22 protein-coding genes are annotated in these 21010 nt (G+C 70.4%); 10 read left to right on the forward strand and 12 right to left on the reverse strand.

The features are described from left to right. Positions 1 to 47: 47 nt before the first annotated feature. Both AB0F56_RS04245 and AB0F56_RS04250 read right to left on the reverse strand, forming a co-directional pair. Positions 48 to 698 (reverse strand): DUF6230 family protein, encoded by a 651-nt coding sequence (locus AB0F56_RS04245; RefSeq protein ID WP_362003726.1) that lies wholly within the window; start codon positions 696 to 698, stop codon positions 48 to 50. Positions 699 to 1257: 559 nt separating this feature from the next. Continuing rightward, entirely contained in the window at positions 1258 to 2232 is a 975-nt protein-coding gene (locus AB0F56_RS04250; protein WP_362003727.1) for a tetratricopeptide repeat protein, read from the reverse strand. Positions 2233 to 2495: 263 nt separating this feature from the next. On the opposite strand from AB0F56_RS04250, the gene AB0F56_RS04255 reads away from it, so the two are divergent. Together AB0F56_RS04255 and AB0F56_RS04260 are read left to right on the forward strand one after the other, a co-directional pair. After that, on the forward strand, positions 2496 to 3131 hold the full coding sequence (locus AB0F56_RS04255; RefSeq protein WP_362003729.1) for a TetR/AcrR family transcriptional regulator: 636 nt from the start codon (positions 2496 to 2498) through the stop codon (positions 3129 to 3131). Positions 3132 to 3155: 24 nt separating this feature from the next. Further along, on the forward strand, positions 3156 to 3566 hold the full coding sequence (locus tag AB0F56_RS04260) for a PPOX class F420-dependent oxidoreductase (protein ID WP_362003731.1): 411 nt from the start codon (positions 3156 to 3158) through the stop codon (positions 3564 to 3566). A 98-nt stretch (positions 3567 to 3664) separates the two neighbouring features. On the opposite strand, the gene AB0F56_RS04265 is transcribed toward AB0F56_RS04260, so the two are convergent. The 4 genes from AB0F56_RS04265 to AB0F56_RS04280 form a co-directional block, all read right to left on the reverse strand. Next, entirely contained in the window at positions 3665 to 5365 is a 1701-nt protein-coding gene (locus AB0F56_RS04265; RefSeq protein WP_362003733.1) for a methylmalonyl-CoA mutase family protein, read from the reverse strand. Between the two features lie 83 nt (positions 5366 to 5448). Then, positions 5449 to 5781, reverse strand: a complete 333-nt coding sequence (locus AB0F56_RS04270; RefSeq protein WP_362003734.1) for a DUF3817 domain-containing protein — start codon at positions 5779 to 5781, stop codon at positions 5449 to 5451. Between the two features lie 63 nt (positions 5782 to 5844). After that, positions 5845 to 6354 carry a MarR family transcriptional regulator gene (locus AB0F56_RS04275; protein WP_362003736.1) on the reverse strand — a complete coding sequence of 170 codons (510 nt, stop codon included), beginning with the start codon at positions 6352 to 6354 and terminating at the stop codon, positions 5845 to 5847. Between the two features lie 9 nt (positions 6355 to 6363). Further along, positions 6364 to 7671, reverse strand: a complete 1308-nt coding sequence (locus AB0F56_RS04280; RefSeq protein ID WP_362003738.1) for an MFS transporter — start codon at positions 7669 to 7671, stop codon at positions 6364 to 6366. Between the two features lie 95 nt (positions 7672 to 7766). On the opposite strand from AB0F56_RS04280, the gene AB0F56_RS04285 reads away from it, so the two are divergent. Genes AB0F56_RS04285 through AB0F56_RS04295 form a run of 3 tightly spaced genes read left to right on the forward strand, consistent with a single transcriptional unit; the run spans position 7767 to position 10658 of the window. Next, positions 7767 to 8777 (forward strand): DUF5937 family protein, encoded by a 1011-nt coding sequence (locus AB0F56_RS04285; protein WP_362003740.1) that lies wholly within the window; start codon positions 7767 to 7769, stop codon positions 8775 to 8777. Positions 8778 to 8798: 21 nt separating this feature from the next. Next, positions 8799 to 9842: a glycoside hydrolase family 6 protein gene (locus AB0F56_RS04290; RefSeq protein ID WP_362003742.1), complete on the forward strand. Its 1044-nt coding sequence runs from the start codon at positions 8799 to 8801 to the stop codon at positions 9840 to 9842. A gap of 30 nt (positions 9843 to 9872) precedes the next feature. Beyond that, positions 9873 to 10658, forward strand: a complete 786-nt coding sequence (locus AB0F56_RS04295; RefSeq protein WP_362003744.1) for an alpha/beta hydrolase — start codon at positions 9873 to 9875, stop codon at positions 10656 to 10658. A 3-nt stretch (positions 10659 to 10661) separates the two neighbouring features. Here AB0F56_RS04295 and AB0F56_RS04300 read toward each other — a convergent pair whose 3' ends face one another. From AB0F56_RS04300 to AB0F56_RS04315, 4 genes are all read right to left on the reverse strand, one after another. Beyond that, the gene (locus AB0F56_RS04300; RefSeq protein WP_362003746.1) at positions 10662 to 12617 is read right to left on the reverse strand and encodes a kelch motif-containing protein; all 1956 of its coding nucleotides are present in this window, start codon (positions 12615 to 12617) and stop codon (positions 10662 to 10664) included. 3 nt (positions 12618 to 12620) lie between these two features. Then, positions 12621 to 14447, reverse strand: a complete 1827-nt coding sequence (locus tag AB0F56_RS04305) for a cellulose synthase catalytic subunit (RefSeq protein WP_362003748.1) — start codon at positions 14445 to 14447, stop codon at positions 12621 to 12623. A gap of 168 nt (positions 14448 to 14615) precedes the next feature. Next, complete coding sequence (locus AB0F56_RS04310) at positions 14616 to 14909, reverse strand: MTH1187 family thiamine-binding protein (protein WP_362003749.1); 294 nt, start codon at positions 14907 to 14909, stop codon at positions 14616 to 14618. Then, on the reverse strand, positions 14906 to 15253 hold the full coding sequence (locus tag AB0F56_RS04315) for a DUF3817 domain-containing protein (protein WP_362003751.1): 348 nt from the start codon (positions 15251 to 15253) through the stop codon (positions 14906 to 14908). The genes AB0F56_RS04310 and AB0F56_RS04315 overlap by 4 nt, the downstream gene beginning before the upstream one ends. 128 nt (positions 15254 to 15381) lie before the next feature. On the opposite strand from AB0F56_RS04315, the gene AB0F56_RS04320 reads away from it, so the two are divergent. The 4 genes from AB0F56_RS04320 to AB0F56_RS04335 all read left to right on the forward strand — a co-directional run bounded on the left by AB0F56_RS04320 (position 15382) and on the right by AB0F56_RS04335 (position 18048). After that, complete coding sequence (locus tag AB0F56_RS04320; protein WP_362003753.1) at positions 15382 to 16020, forward strand: AIM24 family protein; 639 nt, start codon at positions 15382 to 15384, stop codon at positions 16018 to 16020. Next, positions 16020 to 16670: an AIM24 family protein gene (locus tag AB0F56_RS04325; protein WP_362003754.1), complete on the forward strand. Its 651-nt coding sequence runs from the start codon at positions 16020 to 16022 to the stop codon at positions 16668 to 16670. Before AB0F56_RS04320 ends, AB0F56_RS04325 begins: the two co-directional genes overlap by 1 nt. Continuing rightward, positions 16667 to 17443: an AIM24 family protein gene (locus AB0F56_RS04330; protein ID WP_362003756.1), complete on the forward strand. Its 777-nt coding sequence runs from the start codon at positions 16667 to 16669 to the stop codon at positions 17441 to 17443. Before AB0F56_RS04325 ends, AB0F56_RS04330 begins: the two co-directional genes overlap by 4 nt. A 128-nt stretch (positions 17444 to 17571) precedes the next feature. After that, positions 17572 to 18048 carry a MarR family transcriptional regulator gene (locus tag AB0F56_RS04335; protein WP_362003758.1) on the forward strand — a complete coding sequence of 159 codons (477 nt, stop codon included), beginning with the start codon at positions 17572 to 17574 and terminating at the stop codon, positions 18046 to 18048. A gap of 71 nt (positions 18049 to 18119) precedes the next feature. Here AB0F56_RS04335 and meaB read toward each other — a convergent pair whose 3' ends face one another. Beyond that, entirely contained in the window at positions 18120 to 19076 is a 957-nt protein-coding gene (gene meaB / locus AB0F56_RS04340) for a methylmalonyl Co-A mutase-associated GTPase MeaB (protein ID WP_362003760.1), read from the reverse strand. 27 nt (positions 19077 to 19103) lie between these two features. Beyond that, complete coding sequence (locus AB0F56_RS04345) at positions 19104 to 20306, reverse strand: acetyl-CoA C-acetyltransferase (RefSeq protein ID WP_362003761.1); 1203 nt, start codon at positions 20304 to 20306, stop codon at positions 19104 to 19106. Between the two features lie 137 nt (positions 20307 to 20443). Here AB0F56_RS04345 and mce point away from each other — a divergent pair, with 137 nt between their 5' ends. Then, positions 20444 to 20884: a methylmalonyl-CoA epimerase gene (mce, locus tag AB0F56_RS04350; protein WP_362003762.1), complete on the forward strand. Its 441-nt coding sequence runs from the start codon at positions 20444 to 20446 to the stop codon at positions 20882 to 20884. Positions 20885 to 21010: the final 126 nt, after the last annotated feature.

The following is a 21010-nucleotide window of genomic DNA, read 5'->3' on the forward strand; positions in this document are numbered from 1 at the left end:
GACGGCCCACGCCCGCCGGGCGTCACTGCCGGGTGCGCACCGAGTGACTACTCGGTGAAGCACTCCTTGGTGCCCTTGTGCAGCTTCAGGCTCAGGTTGCTGAGCTTGAAGGTTCCGGCGGTGGTCGCCCACGCCTTCTGCTCCACGTTGGTCAGCGTCGCCGTCTCGGCGCGCTGCGAGAAGCCGTACGGGTTGGCCTTCGTACCCGGCTGGATACCCGGCTTGCCCTCGGCCTTCGGGAGCGAACCCGCGGCCACACCGATGTCGATGTTGCCGAACTCGGCGTCGGCCTTCAGCGAGGAGACATCCAGGTAGATGTCCTTCGCGTAGACCGGCTTGTTCTTCTCCGTACCGGCGCGCAGCTCCAGCGAGACGTTGCCGATGAACGGCACGTCCGGCGTCACCACGGACTGGCACATGTTGGTGATCCAGGCCTCGGAGAAGCCCGAGACACCGACGGGCTCCGCGAACGGCTTGCCGTGCAGGTCCTTACCGGACGCCACGCTGCCGTACTGGACGAAGTCCTTGCCGACAAGGCTGTCGGCCTTCACCTTGAACTCCTGGCCGGAGATGCTGAAGGACGCGGCGAGCGCGCCCTGAGCCAGGCCGACACCGATCGCGGCCGTCGCGGCCACACTCGGCACCATGACGACGGCGAACCGCTTCCATCTGGTCCCGCCACGAACCTGGGACTTCATGAGAATCCTCCTTCTCGGACGTACATCTCCGGATGGGCCCAGGGCCCGTCCTGGGATGGGAGAAGTGCTACGTCCTCGGGAAGGAGCGCCGAACACCGGGCGCGCGGAGCGTCCGACTTCACCGGCGATCACCCCCGAGCGACAACCACTGGCCACGCCTTGCGCGCAACCTCTTGGACAGGCCCTGCCCGTGAAAGCAGGAACCCCCCTGTCCGCTCGGTGGGGACCCTCCGCCGCGGACCCGGATGGTTGCCGGGGTGGTGCGGTATCGGACCGAGCGTCGCCGATCGTGGTCCATTCCGGGCGCCCGCACAAGGGGGTTCGTTACTCGCTAGTAACGGACGGATAACCTCGCCACGACAGCGCGATGCCGCGTGGCCACACAGGGTGCAGCCCGCGGCATCGGCAAAGCGGTAGGAGTATGAGGAAACCCGGACACAATCGCGGGTTCGATTTACTGCAAGTAACAGCGGCCGCGATTACCAAGTTTTGGTAAAGCGCGGCCGCGTCTTGTCGCTGTGTCGCCAAATCGGCGCCCTCCCGCAGGGGAGGGAAAGGGTCAGAACAGCACCCGCGCGAGGGCCTGCCGGGCCGCCGTGACCCGGGGGTCCTCAGGACCGATCACCTCGAAGAGCTCCAGGAGCCGCAGCCGCGCCGCGTCCCGCTCCTCGCCGGCCGTACGACGCACGGCGTCCACGAGCCGGCCGAAGGCGTCCTCGACATGACCGCCCACCAGGTCGAGGTCGGCGGCGGCGATCTGCGCGGCGGAGTCGGCCGGGTTGTCGGCCGCGGTCTTCCGCACCTGCTGCGGGTCCATGTCCTGCACGCGGGCGAGCAGCTCCGCCTGGGCCAGGCCCAGCTTCGCCTCCGGGTGGCCGGGGTCGTCGGCGAGCACGTTCTTGTACGCCTGGACGGCACCGGCCAGGTCACCGGCGTCGAGCGCCGACATGGCCGCTTCGAGCAGCGCGTCGTACGGTCCGGCCGGCACCGGGGCCGGGGCGGCGGCATCGTCGGACTCGGCGTTCGGGTCCACGGCGATACCGGTGAGGCCGAAGCGCTCCTCGCCGACCTGGATCAGCTGGTCCAGGGTCTGGCGGATCTGGGCCTCGGGCGCCGCGCCCTGGAAGAGCGGCAGCGCCTGGCCGGCGACCACCGCGAAAACGGCCGGAATTCCCTGGATGCCGAACTGCTGCATCAGCATCTGGTTGGCGTCGACGTCGATCTTGGCCAGTAGGAAGCGGCCGTTGTACTCGACGGCGAGCCGCTCCAGGAGGGGGCTGAGCTGCTTGCACGGCTCGCACCACTCGGCCCAGAAGTCGATGACGACCGGAACCTCGGCCGAGCGCTGCAGGACATCGCGCTCGAAGCCGGCCTCGTCGACATCGATCACCAGGGCAGAGGGGGCGACGGCTGCCGCGCCACCCTGCCGGGCGGCATCGGCCCGCGCCTGCTCCGCCTTCGCCTTGGCCTCACCGGCCGCCTTCACCGCGGCGAGGTCGACGACGCCGCTCATGGACATGTTTCTGGGCTGCATGAGTACATCCTCCCCCTTCCGCGCGCGTAACCGGTACGTCATGGCTGAACCGCGCACCACGGTGCACGGCTCTCGTTCTTTCACGTACTGTGCGCGCCGGGTCCCCACCCGGCGCAGGTGGTTGTCGCTCAGGCCGGTCTCAGCCTTTCGCTACGGGTCGTAGCGTAACTGTCCCGGTCGGCCGAGGGGAAGGGCTCCTCGGTGAACTGGCTCACATCGCGGGCCTCTGGCGCAAGACCTACCGGCGGGTATGGTCGACCTCCATGTGCAGCCGTACCAGCCCCCGAACCCGTACCGGACGCCCGCGCAGTGCCGAGGCCGATACGGCGATCCTCGACGCGACCCGGGCCGCGCTGGTCGAACTGGGCTGGTCCAAGCTGACGATGGGCGATGTGGCGAGCCGCGCGGGGGTCGCCAAGACCACCCTCTACCGGCGCTGGGCGAGCAAGAACGAGCTCGTCGTGGACGCCGTGGCCGTCCTCTTCGACGAACTCGAACTCCCCGACCTCGGCTCCCTCCAGGCCGACATCGAGAACGTGGTCCTCCAGTTCGCCGCGCTGCTCCAGCGCCCCGAGACCAAGACCGCGCTGATGGCGGTCGTGGCGGAGTCCACCCGGGACGAGCCGCTGCGCGAGCGCATCCGCACCTCGATCGTCGACCGGCAGAAGCGGCTCGTCCTCGAAGGCCGCCAGCGCGCCCAGGAGCGCGGCGAACTCCCCACCGACCGCGACCCCCGCTCGGTCGACAGCACCGACGACCTGATCTTCGACGTCATCGCCGGCGCGGTGGTCCACCGCGCCCTGGTGAGCGCGGAACCGGTCGACGAGGCCTGGGTCCAGCGCTTCACGGCCCTGCTGATCGGCGGATTGGGCGCGGCGGCGGCCACTCCCTTGGAGTGACGGCCACCCCCTAGGGTGACGGGCGTGACGATCTCACTGAACAGCGCCGTGCGCGCGCTCCTGGACGGCACCAACCCCGCGATCCTGGCCACCGTCCACCCCGACGGTTCCCCGCAGACCTCGGTGGTCTGGGTGGGCAGGGACGGCGACGACCTCCTGATCTCCTCCCAGGCGGGCCGCCGCAAGGTACGGAACATCGAGGCCGACCCCCGGGTCAGCCTGACCCTGTACGACAGCGAGGACCCGCAGCTGTACGCCGAGATACGCGGCACGGCCACGGTCACGGAGGACGCGGGGCGGGCGCTCGCGGTCGCGCTCGACGAGCACTACGAGGGCCCGGGCGCGGGTCAGGACTACCTCGAACTCCCGCCGGAGGTGGTGCGGGTGGTGATCCGCGTGACGCCGACGAAGGTGGTGGGCACGGCGACGGAGTAGCACGTACGGGCTTACGGGCTTACGGGCTTACGGGCTTACGGGAAGGGCCGGTACGGGAAGTCCCGTACCGGCCCTTCTTCCTGCTCCCGCACGTACGGCTAGAAGCCCGGGGGCTCCGTGTAGATACCCCACTCGTCGCGGAGGACGTCGCAGATCTCGCCGAGGGTGGCCTCCGCGCGGACCGCGTCGAGCATCGGGGCGATCATGTTCGAGCCGTCCCTGGCCGCCGCCAGCATCGCGTCGAGCGCGGCGCGTACCCGGGCGTCGTCACGGCGGCCCTTGCGCTCGCCGAGGACCCGGACCTGCTCCCACTCGACCTCGTGGCTGACCCGCAGGATCTCCAGGTCGCCGGTGACCGAGCCGTGGTGGACGTTGACACCGACGACCCGCTTGTCGCCCTTCTCCAGGGACTGCTGGTACTGGAAGGCGGACTCGGCGATCTCGCCGGTGAACCAGCCGTCCTCGATGCCGCGCAGGATGCCGGAGGTGATCGGCCCGATCGGGTGCTGACCGTCCGGGTGGGCCCGGCGGCCGCGCTCCTTGATCTGGTCGAAGATCTTCTCGGCGTCGGCCTCGATGCGGTCGGTGAGCTGCTCGATGAACCAGGAGCCGCCGAGCGGGTCGGCCACGTTGGCCACGCCCGTCTCCTCCATCAGCACCTGCTGGGTGCGGAGCGCGATCTCGGCGGCCTGCTCGCTGGGGAGCGCGAGGGTCTCGTCGAGGGCGTTGGTGTGCAGCGAGTTCGTCCCGCCGAGGACGGCGGCGAGCGCCTCGACGGCGGTCCGCACGACGTTGTTGTACGGCTGCTGTGCGGTGAGCGAGACACCGGCGGTCTGGGTGTGGAAGCGGAGCCACTGCGCCTTGTCGGTCTTGGCGCCGTAGACCTCCTTCATCCAGCGGGCCCAGATCCGGCGGGCGGCGCGGAACTTGGCGATCTCCTCGAAGAAGTCGAGGTGCGCGTCGAAGAAGAAGGAGAGGCCGGGGGCGAAGACGTCGACGTCCAGGCCGCGGGAGAGGCCGAGTTCCACGTAGCCGAAGCCGTCGGCGAGGGTGTACGCGAGCTCCTGCGCGGCCGTCGCTCCGGCCTCGCGGATGTGGTAGCCGGAGACGGAGAGCGGCTTGTAGGCGGGGATGCCCTGGGCGCAGTGCTCCATCAGGTCGCCGATGAGGCGCAGGTGCGGCTCGGGCTGGAAGAGCCACTCCTTCTGCGCGATGTACTCCTTGAAGATGTCGGTCTGGAGCGTCCCGTTGAGGACGGCCGGGTCGACGCCCTGGCGCTCGGCGGCGACCAGGTACATGCAGAAGACGGGCACGGCGGGCCCGGAGATGGTCATCGAGGTGGTGACGTCGCCGAGCGGGATGTCCTTGAAGAGGACCTCCATGTCGGCGGCGGAGTCGATGGCGACACCGCAGTGGCCGACCTCGCCGAGCGCCTTCGGGTCGTCGGAGTCGCGGCCCATGAGCGTGGGCATGTCGAAGGCGACCGAGAGCCCGCCGCCGCCGGCGGCCAGGATCATCTTGTACCGCTCGTTGGTCTGCTCGGCGTTGCCGAAGCCGGCGAACTGCCGGATGGTCCAGGTCCGGCCGCGGTAGCCGGTGGCGTGCAGGCCGCGGGTGAAGGGGTACTCGCCGGGCCAGCCGATGCGCTCGAAGCCCTCGTAGGTGTCGCCGGGCCGGGGCCCGTAGACGGGCTCCACGGTGTCGCCGGAGAGCGTGGTGAAGTCGGCGTCGCGCTTGCGGGCCTTGTCGTAGCGGGCCTGCCAGCGTCGGCGGCCTTCCTCGATCGCGTCAGCGTCCATGCTTCGAATTTACTAGGACGTCCTAGTAAATGTCGATGGGAAACCCCCCGCACATCCGTGCGGGGGTGCGGTCCCGGGCTGCGTCAGGCCTTGACGGGCGCCGACTGTGCGCCGCTGACCAGCGGAAGCGTCTCGCGGACGACCTTGCGCTCGACGAAGAACGCGGCGAAGGGAATCGTCCCGGACAGCAGCACCCACAGGAGCTTGCCGAACGGCCACTTCGCCTTGGAGCCGAGGTCGAAGGCGAAGATCAGGTAGATGATGTAGAGGACGCCGTGGGTCTGGGAGACCGCGAAGGTCACGTCCTCGCCCATGTCGAACCCGTACTTGAAGACCATGCACGTGCAGAGCACGAGCAGCATGACGGCGGTGATGTACGCCATGACGCGGTAACGGGTCAGCACGCTGGATTTCATGCCGTCGAGCGTAACGGCACGTTCCGGGCGATCTTCGGGCGGGGCCGGGTCCTGCCGCGGGGCTCAGACCTCGTCGAAGTCCTCGGCGGAGACGCGCAGCGGGCGGAGCATCGCGAAGATCTCGGCGCACTCCTCGGCGTCGTAGACCCCGAGCCCGAAGTCCATGGCCATCAGGTCGCGGGTGGCCGCCTCGACGACCTCGCGCCCCTTCTCGGTGATGGAGGCGAGGGTGCCGCGCCCGTCGTTGGGGTTGGGCCGCTTGTCGACGAGTCCGGACTTCACCAGCCGGTCGACGGTGTTGGTGACCGAGGTCGGGTGGACCATCAGCCGCTCGCCGATCTTGGACATCGGCAGCTCACCGGCCTTGGAGAAAGTGAGCAGGACCAGGGCCTCGTAGCGCGCGAAGGTCAGTCCGTACGGCTTGACGACGGCGTCGACCTCCGCGAGGAGGATCTGGTGGGCGCGCATGATCGAGGTGATCGCGGCCATCGAGGGGACCGGCCCCCAGCGCTTCTGCCAGAGTTCGTCGGCGCGGGCGATGGGATCGAAGGGGAGACTGAGCGGCTTCGGCACGCGTCGACCTTACCCACTGGTCACATGCCGGTCAGCCCCGTCTCGCACTTCGGTCGCCCGCACTTCGAGGACGACGGCGACGAGAGAGAGCGTGCCGAGGACACCGGTGGCGGCGACCACGAGGTGGACGGGGAGGAACTCGGCGGCGAGCCCCGCGCCGGCCATGCCGACGCCCTGGGCGGTCATCATCCCGGCGGTCATCAGGGTCATCGCTCTCCCCCGCCGGTCCTCGGGCACGGCGGCGACGAACCAGGCGTCGAGCCCCAGGGTGTACGCGCCGGTGAGCCCGGCGACCGCGAGGGCGAACCCGGCGAGGGCGGCGCCGGGCTGAACGAGATAGAGCAGGTAGGGCAGGACCCCGAGGAGCACGAGCGGGTGGACGAGCCGGGACCGGGTGGCGGGGCCGAGCGCGGACCCGGCGAACAGCTCGCCCGCGATGGTGCCGACGGGCAGGGCGCACATCAGCAGCCCGAGCGCGGCGGTGGAGACACCGGCCTGGTCGGCGTAGGGGGCGGCGAGGGCCTCGGGGACGACGGCGAACAGGGGCGGGACCCAGAACATGAGCATGAGGGCACGGATGCGCCGGTCGCGCAGGAGCGCGAGATTCCCCCCTCCCACCGCGGTCTTCACGGCCCCCCGGGCGGGCCGCTTGCGCGTCCCGAGCCGCAGGAGGAGGGCGGAGGCGAGGAAGGTGGCGGCGGTGATGGCGATCGCTCCGCGCGGGGCGACGACGGTGAGGAGCAGTCCGCCGACGGCGAAGCCGGTGAGCAGCGCGCTCTGGGAGACGATCCGGAGGAGGGAGCGGCCGAGGACGAAGAGGTCGCCCTCGCCGAGGATGTCGGCGAGGGTCGCCATCCGCGTCCCGTTGAAGACCGGCGCGACGGCGGCGACGACGCACCGCAGGACCAGCAGCCCGGCGACGGGGGTGGCGGGCAGGACCATGAGCGCGACGCACGCGGCACAGACGAGATCGCAGACGACGAGGACCCGGCGGGGCGGGTGGCGGTCGGCGACACCGGCGAGGAGGGTGCCGCCGACGAGGTACGGCAGGAAGCCGAGGGCGAAGGTGAGCGCGGAGAGGAGCGGCGAGCGGGTGAGCTCGTAGACGAGCACGGTGAGCGCGATCTCGCTGACGACGACACCGAGCAGCGAGAGCAGGTGCGCGCCGAAGACGACCCGGAACTCGCGTACGGCGAAGACGGCCCGGTAGCCGGGGGTGGGGGCGGGTCGCGGTGCCGTCGCAGCCGGGGCGGGCTCACCGCGGGACGCCGAAGGCGTCCGCTCGTCGGGGGCGGTTCTCGTGTCCTCGGTCGACATGAGCGCAGCCTGTCGTGGCCGACCGTCGCCACCTAGACTTTCGGCTCCACCCGAATCTTCCGCCCCCTCTTCCGCCCCCGGAGCGAGCACCACTCATGCCGTACCACCTCCACTTCGGCGAGGCGGACCCCCTGCGGATCCGGTTCGCGCTCTCGCCGCTCTGGGAGACGCACTCCGCCGTGCGCGTGCTCGCGCGGCCCCTGCAGCAGGGGTACCACCTGCCGTGGCTGCGGCGGATCCGGGGCGCGGCGGAGGGGCTCGAACTCGGCCCGCTGCACCTCCTCATGCCCCAGCGCGGGCACAGCCCCGACTTTCTCTACCCGCCGCCGCTGGGACCCGCGGCCTCCTTCGAGGAGGAGATCGCGGCCGTACGGGAGACCGACCCGGCCCTCGCCCGGGCCGACTTCGCGCGGGCGCTCGCCGAGACCCCGGGCGCCGCCGCGAGCGACGAGGGGCGGCGGATGCTGGCCGATCCGGCGGGAGCCGTCGAGCGGCTCGCGGACCTGCTCCAGGCGGCCTGGGAGGCCCTGGTCGCACCGGACTGGCCCCGGCTGCGGGCGCTCCTGGAGGCGGACGTGGCGTACCACTCGCGCAGGCTCGCGGAGGGCGGGCTGGAACGCCTCCTCGGCGAGCTCCACCCCGGCTTCGACTGGGCGTCGGACACCGCCACGCTCACCGTGGCGTACCGGGGCGAACACATCCGCGCCCTCGACGGCCAGGGCCTCGTCCTCGTGCCCTCCGTCTTCACCTGGCCCGACGTGGTGAGCGGCTTCGACCCGCCCTGGCAGCCGACCGTCGCGTACCCCGCGCGCGGGATCGGCGGCCTGTGGACCGAGCCCGCGGGCGACCGGACCCCCGAGGCGCTCGCCCGGCTGCTCGGCCGGGCCCGCGCGGACGTGCTGTGCGCGCTGGACGAGCCGGCCGGCACGACGGCGCTCGCGCACCGCCTGGGCCTGGCCCCGTCCTCCGTATCGGCGCACCTGTCGGTCCTCCGGGATGCGGGCCTGCTGACGTCCCGCCGCTACGGCCACCAGGTGCTGTACGAACGCACGCCGATCGGGATGGCCCTGACGGGGTCTCCGGTGTCGCACCCACTCGCCGACTGACCGAGATGTCACGATAAGGCCGTGTTGCCCCGATCCCGCTCCCGCATCCGCCCCACCGCACTCACCGCTCTGGCCGCCGCCCTGCTCCTGACCGGCCTGGTCGGCCTGACCGGCTGCAGCGACGGCGACCCGTCCTCCCCCGTCGGCACGCCGTCCGGGCGCGCCGAGTCCGTCGCCCCGGCCGGCGGCTCCCCGTTCTGGGTGGACCCGGACAGCGACGCGGCCCGGCAGGTGCGGCAGTACGAGGAGGAGGGCCGCGCCGAGGACGCGCGGCTGCTCAAGCGGATCGCGGAACGGCCGGTCGCGGAGTGGCCGGCGGGCGACGATCCCGTACCGGACATCGCCAAGGCGGTGCGCGGGGCCGCCGCCGACAAGCGGACCGTGGTGTTCGTCGCGTACAACATCCCGCACCGGGACTGCGGGATGTACTCGGCGGGCGGCTCGCACGACGGCGGGGCGTACCGCACCTGGGTCGACTCCTTCGCCTCCGCGATCGGGGACGCGCCCGCGATCGTCGTCCTGGAGCCGGACGCGGTGCCGCACGTCGTGGACGGCTGCACGCCCGCCCAGTACCACGACGAGCGCTACCAGTTGCTCTCCGAGGCGATCGACCGGCTGAAGCGGCAGCCGAACACCCGGGTCTACCTGGACGCGGGCAACCCGGCGTGGATCGACGACCCGGGCAAGCTGGTGGAGCCCCTGCGCCGCGCCGGGATCGACCGGGCCGACGGGTTCTCCCTCAACGTCTCCAACTTCCAGACCGACGACACCGTGAAGGGCTTCGGCGCCGAGCTCTCCGGCCTGCTCGGCGGCACGCACTTCACCGTCGACACGAGCCGCAACGGCGACGGCCCCCTTCCGGGCAACCGGGAGCAGGCCTGGTGCAACCCGCCGGGCCGTTCCCTCGGCGTTCCCCCGACCGACCGCACGGGCGACGAACTGGTCGACGCCTACCTCTGGGTCAAGCGCCCGGGCGAATCCGACGGCCCCTGCCGCGGTGGCCCTTCGGCCGGCACCTGGTGGCCCGACTACGCCCTGGGCCTGGCCCGCCGCGCGAAGGCCTGACCCACACGACAGGCCCTAGACTCGCCGCCCATGGACGATCTTGTGCGCGGCAGCTTCGATGTGGACGGTCGCAGACTCTCCTACCTCGACTTCGGCGGGCCGGGCCCGGTGCTGATCGCCCTGCACGGGCACTTCAGCGAGGGCGCGGACTTCGCTCCGCTGGCCGAGCGCCTCGCCTCCTCGTGGCGCGTGATCGCCCTCGACCAGCGGGGACACGGCGAGTCCGATCGTTCCGGCGACTACGAGCGCGCCGGCTACGTCGCCGACGTCAGGGCCCTCCTCGACCACCTCGGCCTCGCGCAGGTCGCGCTGCTCGGCCATTCCCTGGGCGGCGCGAACGCCTACCAGTTCGCCGCCCGGCACCCCGACCGTGTCACCGCGCTCGTCGTCGAGGACATCGGAGCGGTCTGCGACATCGACCTGACCTTCACGAGGAAGCTGCCCGAGCGCGCCGCGACCCGCGACGGCCTCGTCGAGGCCCTGGGCGCGGCCGCGCCGTACCTGGAGCGGACCTTCAGGCTGCGACCGGACGGCTGGGGCTTCTCCTTCGACCCGGCCGACACCATCCGTTCCCAGCAGGCACTCACCGGCGACCACTGGCACGACTGGCTGAGCGTCCGCTGCCCGACCCTCCTGATCCGAGGCGCCCACAGCGACGAACTGTCGGCCGCCCACGCCCGCGACATGGCGGCGAAGCGATCGATCCCCCTCGTCGAACTCCCCGCGGGCCACGTCGTCCACCACGACCAGCCCGACGCCTTCGCCGACTGCGTCCAGCAGTTCCTGACCGCCCCGGAAGACCGAGCGCGGGCCTGACCCTCACCCCACCTGGATCCACTTCGCCTCGGACGAGATGCCGTCCTGGTCCGTGACGAAGAGCATGTACCAGCCGGGTGGGACCAGGGTGCGGTCGAGGGGGACCTCGACCGTGATCGTGTCCTTCGTCTTCTTCAGGGCCAGTTCCACCGAGCGCTGTTCGACGTCCGTCGTGTGGGTGACCGCGCTCGGGCGCATCAGGCGGGCCTTGGTGATCGTCGCCGCGTCCTTGGTGCGGATCGTCACGCGGCCGTTCTGGTCGAGTTCCTGGGGGCCCTCGCCCAGGACCGGGCGGGCGGTGCCGGCGCGGTGCAGGGAGGGTGGGGTGAAGATCTCGATGCGCTGTTCGAAGCTGCCGAGCTTGGTGTTGGCCTGGTTGCCGTAGAGCGGGTCGGAGCCGAAAGTGGCGACGCGGCCGTCGGGCAGCAGAAGCGCCTCGGAGTGGTAGTTGCGGCCGACCGTCGGCTCGGCGGCGGCCGAGAAGGTGTTGGCGCGGGGGTGGTAGAACTGCGCCTTCAGGATGTCGCTGCCGCCGGCGCCCCGGTACTTCTCCGAGCCGCCGGTGGTGAAGACGGTGTCGTCGGGCATGAGGACGCTGCTGAGGTAGCGGGTGCCCTGCGGGAGCGCCGGTCCGTCCGCGAAGGACGGGTTCTCCTTCGAGAGGTCGATGATCGACGTACGTGCTGTGGACTTCGGGGACTCGCCGACCCCGCCGCCGCCGAGGACCATCAGCTTCTGGTCCTGGACGGGCGGCAGCATCAGGGAGGCGGAGGTCTCCAGCTGGTCGGGGTCGGTCAGGCCGCCCAGCTTGGTGAAGGAGTTCTTCTTCAGGTCCCAGAGCCCCGGCTCGCGCCCCTTCTCCGCGGGGCCGTACCCCGCGTTGGAGCCGGTGTAGAGGAGCTTGCCGCCCTTGGTGAGGAAGAGGGCCGGGTAGGTGGGGAAGTAACGGAAGGGGCCCTTGGTCCACTTCTTGGTCTTGGGGTCGTAGATCTCGTTGTCGCCCGGCACGACGTCGCCGACGTCGTTGAGCCCGGAGACCGCGAGGACCTTGCCGTCCTGGAGGGTGACGAGCGTCGGGTACCAGCGGGCGTCCTTCATCGGGGCGACCGGGATGTACTTCTCCGCCTTCGGGTCGAACTCGTACGCGCCTCTGATGCCCTGGAAGTCCTGCTTCTCCGTCGTGAGCCGCTGCGCCAGGCCGTAGACGTTGTCGGCGTCCTCGCCCTTGAGGCCGACGATCTCGTACTGCGCGGCCTGCGTGGTGAGCGCCTGCGCGCCCTCCTTCCTCGCTTCGACGAAGACCCGCGCCTCGGCGGCGGTGACCTTGGTCTTCCAGGGCTTCATCTGCCCGCTCGCGAAGTACGAGACCTCGAAGTCGCGCTTGGCCTTGGGGACCGTGACGTCGAACTTCGACACGTACTCGACCCCCGACGGGGAGCGGAAGACCGTGCCCTTCTTGAGGGTGACCGCCTTGTCGGGGCTCTCGTTCTTGACCCGCATCCCGCCGCCGGCCCGCTTGACCTCGCCCTCGAGGATCTCGTAGCGGGCGGTGCCGCCGGCCACCAGGAGGCGGCCGTTCGCGAGCTGGGTGTGGCCGGAGCAGAAGAAGTCCTCGGGGGTGGGGATCTTCTTGAAGGTGTTCTTCTTCGGGTCCCACAGGATGGTGTCGAAGGTGCCCGAGTCGAAGTTCTTCTGGTCGTTGCCCGAGCCGGCGATGAGCAGCACCTTGCCGGTGTGCAGCAGCGCCGCGTGGATGGCGTTGACGCTGTATCCGGCGGGGACGGAGACGGGCGCCCAGGAGCCGAACCGCTTCTTGTAGCCGGGCTGGGCGATCTTGTACGCGTGGTACTTCTCGCCGACGAACGAGACCGCGGCCGGCGCGTTCAGGGCCGCGAGGACCACGACGGCGCCACCGCCGAACAGCGTCTTCTTGAATTTCTTCGACGGCCGGTAGGCCATGGCTCAGTTCCCTCCGGTCGTGGTGGGCGCGGGCGCGGTGGCCGTGGGCGGGTGCGGGTGCGCGGTGGCGGCGGCCCGGACCTCGACGGCCTCGTGCGCGGGGGCGAGACGGCGGGCGCGGGTGCGGGCACGGGCGCGGTCCCGGACCCGCCGGCTGCGCCGGTCGCGCAGGACGGTCCAGGTCCAGACGGCCACCGGGGCGAGGGAGATGATCAGGGCGAGCACGGCCCAGGTGCGCATGGCCGCGTGGGTGTGCCCGAAGTGGACGGAGGCGAGCAGCGAGGCGATCAGGACCGCCGCCCAGTACAGGTGGACCCGGAAGGTCAGGATCCGGTCGGGGCTGGCCTCGCCGCCCTTGGGGGTGACGACGAAGCGGCCCCGGGTGCGCAGCACCGCCGAGCCGAGGGACTTGAGGTAGATCGGCGCGGAGAGCGCGGACATCGCCATGCCGGCGAGGCCGCCGGAGCCCTCGGGCTCGTGCGGCGAGACGTTGTGGCGCCGGTTCCAGAGGTAGAGGCCGATCTGCAGGGCGACCGCGTCGCTCCAGATCATCAGCCAGACCGAGGTGGAGACCTGGGTCCCGGACGCGCCCAGCCAGAGGAAGAGGGCGCAGCTGAGGATGCCGAGGAACCAGTTGATCGCCGTCATCGGGTAGTAGACGAGCATGAGCGTGTAGTTGAGGAAGCGGCCCGGCGGGACCCGGAAGGGGGTCTTCCAGTACTGCTTGATCAGCGTCTCGTACGTGCCACGGGACCAGCGCAGCTGCTGGGTGAAGAAGTCGGTCCAGGAGGCGGGGCCCTCGCCTACGGCGAGCACGTCGGGGGTGTAGACGGAGCGCCAGAAGTGGCCGGTGCCCGGGTTCTTCCTGCGGTGCAGCTCGAAGCCGGTGGCCATGTCCTCGGTGACGGAGTCGTAGAGGCCGCCGACCTGCTTGACGGCGGAGATCCGTACGACGTTGTTGGTGCCGACGAACATGGGCGCGCGGTAGCGGTTGCCGGCCCGCTGGATCAGCGCGTGGAAGAGGAACTGCTGGGACTCGGCGGCCTTGGTGACGGGCGAGGTGTAGTTGCCGTAGACCTGCGGTCCGACGACGAAGGCGATGTCCGGGTCGCGGAAGAAGCCGAGCATCCGCTCCAGGAAGTTGGGGAGCGGGACGTGGTCGGTGTCGACGGAGGCGAAGAAGTCGTACGCGTCCCCGTGCATCGCGAGCCAGGCGTTGTAGTTGCCGTGCTTGGTGCGGGCCTTGTGGACGCCCTTCCTGCGGTTCCACTCGGGTATCCCGGCCCGGGTGAAGTGCTTGACGCCCAGTTCGGCGCAGAGCGCCTTGGCGCGGGCGTCGTCGCCCTCGTCCAGGAGCCAGACGTCGAGCGTCCCCTCGTGCCGGAGGCGTACGGCCCCTTCGAGGGTGCGGCGGACCATGACGAGCGGTTCCTTGCCGGGGACGTACGTGGTGAGGAAGGCGACCCGGGTGCCCTTCTCCGGGTACACGGGTATGGGGTCGCGCGCGACCATCGTGGCGTGCGCGATCGAGGCGACGTTCACCAGCATGAAGAAGCAGATGAGCCCGATCGACACGAGCATCACGGCGTCGAACCTGACGAGCCATCGGTCGCCGCCCTCCCGGACGGTCCAGTGGCTGGGCCAGACGAGGTAGACGAGCAGCAGCGCGGAGAGGACCGGCGCGAGGCCCATGAGGAGGACGGCGCGTATGCGGTGCGGCTCCTTCGAGAGCAGACTCCGGTACCGCACCGTGTAGGCCGCCGTGCCCGGTTCCGTGAGCGGACCGGCGAGTCGGCTGTAGGTGTCGTAGTCGTAGCCTGTCGGCCGCACGGTGCCTCCAGCTGTCGTCGGACAGGTCGATACCCCCACAAAAAGGGAGAAGCATCGGCGTGTCGACTGGAGTAGTCCGAGCGAGTTGTTCTCGCCGCGCGTACGGGTGAGCCCCCGGCCCAGAGGGGTCGGGGGCTCGGCTACGCGGTAGGGCCGGCCAGCGGCCGCTCAGCCGTTCAAGTGACGTTCGACGGTGGCGACTTTGCTGGTCATGCCGTCCGTCACGCCGGGCCGAATGTCGGCCTTCAGAACCAGCGACACCCGGGGAGCGCGCGCCTCGACGGCGGCGACGGCGCGCTTGACGACGTCCATGACCTCGTCCCACTCGCCCTCGATCGAGGTGAACATCGCGTCGGTACGGTTCGGCAGCCCCGACTCCCGTACGACCCGGACGGCGTCGGCCACGTACTCGCCGACCTCCTCGCCGACACCGAGCGGGGTGACGGAGAACGCGACGATCACGCGGCTTCCACCGTGCCCTCGCGGCGGGCGCGGGAGGCGATGACGGCGTCCGCGGCCTCACGCTTGAGCTTGCGCTCGGCGAAGAAGCCGCCGAGGGGCAGGACGGAGAGCACGAAGTAGAGGGCGGCGGTCTTGAACTGCCACTTGGTGCGGTTCCAGGCGTCCAGCCAGAACAGCACGTACAGGATGAAGAGGATGCCGTGGATCGCGCCCATCACCGGCACGGCGTTGAACTCCGTGGTGCGCTTGAGCACCGAGCACACCAGCAGCAGCAGGAAGGAGACGGCCTCCGGAGCGGAGACGAGTCGGAGGCGGTGGAGGGAGGAGGCGGTCTTGATGTCCACGGGAGGGGGTCACCTTCGTTCGATCTTGTGAACGCGCGATCTTGTGAACGGATGCACAAGGGTGGGCGGGTCCATTGTGCACGCCGACTTTGCTGACTCTTTATCCGGGGGGCCCGTAATCTCCCTCCGTGGCTACGTTCCGACTCCAAGGCAGCAAAGTGCTCGCCGTCTCCATGACCGGCGACGCCGTCAAGGCGAAAAACGGCTCCATGGTCGCCTACGACGGCCAGATGGCCTTCAAGAAGATGTCCGGCGGCGGTGAGGGCCTGCGCGGCATGGTCACCCGCAGGCTGACCGGCGAACAGATGGAGGTGATGGAGGTGAAGGGCCAGGGGACCTGCTGGTTCGCCGACCGCGCCTCCGAGATCAACCTCGTCTCCCTGCACGGCGACAAGCTCTACGTCGAGGCGAGCAACCTGCTCTGCACCGACGCGGGGCTGCGCACCGGTACGAGCTTCACCGGCATGCGCGGCGGCGCGACCGGCAACGGCCTCTTCACGACCACGGTCGAGGGCACGGGCCAGGCGGCGATCATGTCCGACGGCCCGGCGGTGGTGCTGCGCGTGACCCCGCAGTACCCGCTCTCCGTCGACCCCGGCGCGTACGTCGCCCACCAGGGCAACCTCCAGCAGAGCTTCCAGTCCGGTGTGACGTTCCGCACGCTCCTCGGCGAGGGCGGCGGCGAGGCGTTCCAGATCCGCTTCGAGGGCGACGGGCTCGTCTACGTCCAGCCGAGCGAGCGGAACACGATCGGAGGTGACGTCTGATGCCGTTCCGCGAGATCAATTCCAAGATGGTCGAGGCCCAGGTGATCCCCGGGCAGCGCATGTTCAGCCAACGCGGCGCGATGCTGGCCTACCGCGGCGACGTCACTTTCACGCCGAACATCGCCGGCGGCCAGGGCGGCGTGATGTCGATGCTCGGCCGCCGGGTGGCCGGCGAGGCGACGCCGCTGATGACCGTCGAGGGCAACGGCACGGTGATGTTCGGGCACGGCGGCCACCACATCCAGGTGATCCAGCTGACCGGCGACACCCTGTACGTCGAGGCCGACCGGCTCCTCGCCTTCGACGGCACGCTGCAGCAGGGCACGATGTTCATGGGGTCCCAGGGCGGCGTCATGGGCATGGTGCGCGGCCAGGTGACCGGCCAGGGGCTTTTCACCACCACGCTCAAGGGCCACGGCGCGGTCGCCGTGATGGCGCACGGCGGCGTGATCGAGCTGCCGATCACGCCGGGGCGCGCGGTCCATGTGGACCCGCAGGCGTACGTCGCGCACCACGGCGACGTACGGAACAAGCTCTCGACCGCGCTCGGCTGGCGCGACATGGTCGGGCGCGGCTCGGGCGAGGCGTTCCAGCTGGAGCTGAGCGGCAGTGGCGTGGTGTACGTGCAGGCCTCGGAGGAGAAGCTGTGACCGGTCCCGTCGTGCTCGACCCGCACTCGCTCCCGTCCGACGACAACGTCAATCCGTACACCTTCTGCGTGGAGCTCAAGGGCTCCCAGTGGTTTCTGCAGAAGGGCAAGATGATCGCCTACTACGGGCGGATCGACTTCAACGGCATCGGCCACGGGCGCCTGGACCGGCTGGTCCGTACGTCCTTCCACTCGCCGCTGCACGCGAGCGACTGGGTGGTGGCGGAGGGCAGCGGCAAGATGCTGCTCGCCGACCGGGCCTTCGACGTGAACTCGTTCGACCTGGACGAGGGCAATCTGACGATCCGCTCGGGCAATCTGCTGGCGTACCAGCCGACGCTGGCGCTGAAGCAGTCGATCGTGCCGGGGTTCGTGACGCTGATCGGCACGGGCAAGTTCGTGGCGGCGTCGAACGGCCCGGTGGTCTTCATGGAGCCGCCGATGCGGGTGGACCCGCAGGCGCTGGTCGGCTGGGCGGACTGCCCGTCCCCGTGCCACCACTACGACCACGGCTACATGACGGGCGTGATGGGCGGCGTCCGGGCGCTTACGGGGATCGGTGGCACCTCGGGCGAGGAGCATCAGTTCGAGTTCGTCGGAGCGGGTACGGTACTGCTCCAGTCGACCGAGCTGCTGATGGCCGACCGGGCGATCGGTGAGGTCGGCGGGCAGCCCGGTGTCCCCGGGGCGCACGGTTCCGGCCACGGCGCGCAGGGGCAGGCACCGCGCCTTCCCGGACAGCTCGGGGACCTCCAGCGGCGCTTCGGGCTGTAGCCGGTAGTCTGCGGAGTGTGACGCCCTCGAACATCTGCACCCAGTTCGTCGGGCCCGGGTGCCTGGTGTCACACTCCGTACGCTCACCGACTTCGTCCAGAATTCAACTTCTTAGGTAGAATCCATACATGGAGACCGAGACGGCCACCCCCTGGCTCACCGATGCCGAACAGTGCGCGTGGCGCACGTACCTGGACGTCTTCCGGATGCTGACGTACCAGTTGGAGAAGGACCTCCAGCCCTTCGGCCTGACCATGAACGACTACGAGATCCTGGTGAACCTCTCGGAGTCGGCGGAACGGCGGCTGCGCATGAGCGACCTCGCCACGGCGACGCTGCAGTCCAAGAGCCGGCTCTCGCACCAGATCACCCGCATGGAGAACGCGGGGCTCGTGCGCCGCGTCAACTGCGAGTCCGACCGGCGCGGGCTCTACGCGGTCCTGACCGACGAGGGCATGGAGACCATGCGCAAGGTGGCGCCCCACCACGTGGAGTCCGTGCGCAAGCACTTCATCGACCAGCTCACCCCGGACGCCCTCGGCGACCTCCACGAGTCCCTGAAGCCGGTGGCGGATCAGCTCCGAGGCCGCCGCGGCAAGCCGTAGGACCCTGAAGGCCCAGCAGCGAGGGGCCCCGGTGTGCGCTGCGCACCGGGGCCCCTCGTTCCTGCTCTGCCTCAATTGCCGGTGAGGTCGGCCACCAGCTGGTCCGCCGCCGCGTACGGGTCCAGTTCCCCCGCCACGATGCGTTCCGCCAGCGCGTCCAGGCGGCGGTCGCCGTGGAGGTCGCCGATGCGTTCGCGCAGGGCCGTGACCGCGATCGTCTCGACCTCGCGCGCCGAGCGCGCCCGGCGGCGCTCCGCGAGGACGCCGTGCTCCTCCATCCACGCGCGGTGCTTCTCCAGCGCCTCGACGACCTCGTCGATGCCCTCGCCGCGCGCCGCGACCGTCTTGACGATCGGCGGCCGCCAGTCGCCCGGACCGCGCGCCTCGCCCAGGCCCAGCATGTGGTTCAGCTCGCGGGCCGTCGCGTCCGCGCCGTCCCGGTCCGCCTTGTTCACCACGTACACGTCGCCGATCTCCAGGATGCCCGCCTTCGCGGCCTGGATCCCGTCGCCCATGCCCGGCGCGAGCAGCACCACCGACGTGTCGGCCTGGGAGGCGATCTCCACCTCCGACTGACCGACACCGACGGTCTCCACGAGGATCACCTCGCAGCCCGCCGCGTCCAGGACGCGGATCGCCTGCGGCGCCGACCAGGCGAGCCCGCCCAGGTGCCCGCGGGTCGCCATCGAGCGGATGTAGACGCCCGGGTCCGAGGCGTGCTCCGACATCCGGACCCGGTCACCGAGCAGCGCTCCCCCACTGAAGGGGGACGAGGGGTCGACCGCCAGCACGCCGACCCGCTTCCCCGCCCGCCGGTACGCCGCGACCAGCGCCGACGTCGAGGTGGACTTGCCCACGCCGGGCGAACCCGTCAGGCCCACCACGTACGCGCCGCCGGTCAGCGGAGCGAGCGCCGCCATCACCTCGCGCAGCTGCGGGGACGCCCCCTCCACGAGCGAGATCAGCCGGGCCACCGCGCGCGGCCGGCCCTCCCGTGCCTGGGCGACCAGTTCGGGGACGTCCACCATGTGCCGTAACTCCTTGCTCGACGGGAACTACTTGCCCGGGACGCTGATGATCAGAGCGTCGCCCTGACCACCGCCGCCGCACAGCGCCGCCACGCCGGTACCGCCGCCGCGCCGCTTCAGCTCCAGGGCCAGGTGCAGCACCACACGGGCGCCGGACATGCCGATGGGGTGGCCGAGCGCGATCGCGCCGCCGTTGACGTTCACCTTTTCCGGGGTCACGCCGAGGTCCTTCATTGACTGCACGGCGACCGCCGCGAAGGCCTCGTTGATCTCGATCAGGTCGAGGTCCTCGACGCCCAGGCCCGCCTTCTTCAGGGCGTGCAGAATCGCGTTGGACGGCTGCGACTGGAGGGAGTTGTCCGGGCCCGCCACGTTGCCGTGGGCGCCGATCTCGGCGATCCACTCCAGGCCCAGCTCCTCGGCCTTCGCCTTGCTCATCACGACGACGGCGGCGGCGCCGTCCGAGATCTGCGAGGCGGTGCCGGCGGTGATCGTGCCGTCCTTGGCGAAGGCCGGACGCAGCTTGCCGAGCGACTCGACCGTCGTCTCGGGGCGGATGCCCTCGTCCTTCGAGAAGACGACCGGGTCGCCCTTGCGCTGCGGGATCTCGACCGGGGTGATCTCGGCCTCGAAGATGCCGTTCTTCTGCGCGGCGGCGGCGCGCTGGTGCGACAGCGCGCCGATCTCGTCCTGCTCGGTGCGCTGGAGCCCCAGGCGGGTGTTGTGCTTCTCGGTCGACTCGCCCATGGCGATCTTCTCGAAGGGGTCGGTCAGCCCGTCGTACGCCATCGCGTCGAGCATCTCGATCGCACCGTACTTGTAGCCCTCGCGGGACTTCGGGAGGACGTGCGGGGCGTTGGTCATCGACTCCTGGCCGCCGGCGACGACGATGTCGAACTCGCCCGCGCGGATCAGCTGGTCGGCGAGCGCGATGGCGTCCAGGCCGGACAGGCAGACCTTGTTGATGGTCAGCGCCGGGACGTTCATGGGGATGCCGGCCTTGACGGCGGCCTGGCGCGCGGGGATCTGGCCGGCGCCCGCCTGGAGCACCTGCCCCATGATCACGTACTGCACCTGGTCGCCGCCGATGCCGGCCCGGTCGAGCGCGGCCTTGATGGCGAAGCCGCCCAGATCGGCGCCGGAGAAGGAGGAGAGGGAGCCGAGCAGTCGGCCCATGGGCGTGCGGGCGCCCGCGACGATCACTGAGGTGGTACCGGTCGTTCCAGACATGAGGCACGGCCCCTTGGGATGAGGAGTGAACGAGGGTTTACCTTCAATGTACTGAGCCGTCACGCGCACGGTCACCGGCCAGTCGGTGTGACGGCGCGCACGTTGCGTAACCACCTCCGTGGCGCTGCACTGGAGGAATGCTGACGCGAATCGACCACATCGGGATCGCCTGCTTCGACCTCGACAAGACCGTCGAGTTCTACCGTGCGACCTACGGTTTCGAGGTGTTCCACTCCGAGGTCAACGAGGAGCAGGGCGTCCGCGAGGCCATGCTCAAGATCAACGACACCTCCGACGGCGGCGCCTCGTACCTCCAGCTCCTGGAGCCCACCCGGGAGGACTCCGCGGTGGGCAAATGGCTGGCCAAGAACGGCGAGGGCGTGCACCACATCGCCTTCGGCACCGCCGATGTCGACGGGGACGCCGAGGACATCCGCTCCAAGGGCGTCCGGGTCCTCTACGACCAGCCCAGGATCGGCTCCATGGGCTCCCGCATCACCTTCCTCCACCCCAAGGACTGCCACGGCGTACTGACCGAACTGGTCACGTCCGCCGACCCCTCCTCGGCCGAGCACTGACCTCCGGATTCCTGGGCCGGTAGAGTGGGCGACTCCGGGCCGGGGCCGGTCGGGGCCGCATGCCATGCGGCGTCGAAGTCGGGGTATCCGATCTGCCACGATTCCCGGGGGCCCGTTCTCCGGGGA

The organism is Streptomyces sp. NPDC026092 (assembly GCF_040638605.1).
Lineage (GTDB): Bacteria > Actinomycetota > Actinomycetes > Streptomycetales > Streptomycetaceae > Streptomyces.

Excerpts from the sequence above, each read along its gene's own strand:
- AB0F56_RS04245 (WP_362003726.1), bottom strand. The coding sequence starts at position 698 with ATGAAGTCCCAGGTTCGTGGCGGGACCAGATGGAAGCGGTTCGCCGTC.
- AB0F56_RS04250 (WP_362003727.1), bottom strand. The coding sequence starts at position 2,232 with ATGCAGCCCAGAAACATGTCCATGAGCGGCGTCGTCGACCTCGCCGCG.
- AB0F56_RS04255 (WP_362003729.1), top strand. The coding sequence starts at position 2,496 with ATGTGCAGCCGTACCAGCCCCCGAACCCGTACCGGACGCCCGCGCAGT.
- AB0F56_RS04265 (WP_362003733.1), bottom strand. The coding sequence starts at position 5,365 with ATGGACGCTGACGCGATCGAGGAAGGCCGCCGACGCTGGCAGGCCCGC.
- AB0F56_RS04270 (WP_362003734.1), bottom strand. The coding sequence starts at position 5,781 with ATGAAATCCAGCGTGCTGACCCGTTACCGCGTCATGGCGTACATCACC.
- AB0F56_RS04280 (WP_362003738.1), bottom strand. The coding sequence starts at position 7,671 with ATGTCGACCGAGGACACGAGAACCGCCCCCGACGAGCGGACGCCTTCG.
- AB0F56_RS04285 (WP_362003740.1), top strand. The coding sequence starts at position 7,767 with ATGCCGTACCACCTCCACTTCGGCGAGGCGGACCCCCTGCGGATCCGG.
- AB0F56_RS04295 (WP_362003744.1), top strand. The coding sequence starts at position 9,873 with ATGGACGATCTTGTGCGCGGCAGCTTCGATGTGGACGGTCGCAGACTC.
- AB0F56_RS04300 (WP_362003746.1), bottom strand. The coding sequence starts at position 12,617 with ATGGCCTACCGGCCGTCGAAGAAATTCAAGAAGACGCTGTTCGGCGGT.
- AB0F56_RS04325 (WP_362003754.1), top strand. The coding sequence starts at position 16,020 with ATGCCGTTCCGCGAGATCAATTCCAAGATGGTCGAGGCCCAGGTGATC.
- AB0F56_RS04335 (WP_362003758.1), top strand. The coding sequence starts at position 17,572 with ATGGAGACCGAGACGGCCACCCCCTGGCTCACCGATGCCGAACAGTGC.
- meaB (WP_362003760.1), bottom strand. The coding sequence starts at position 19,076 with ATGGTGGACGTCCCCGAACTGGTCGCCCAGGCACGGGAGGGCCGGCCG.
- AB0F56_RS04345 (WP_362003761.1), bottom strand. The coding sequence starts at position 20,306 with ATGTCTGGAACGACCGGTACCACCTCAGTGATCGTCGCGGGCGCCCGC.
- mce (WP_362003762.1), top strand. The coding sequence starts at position 20,444 with ATGCTGACGCGAATCGACCACATCGGGATCGCCTGCTTCGACCTCGAC.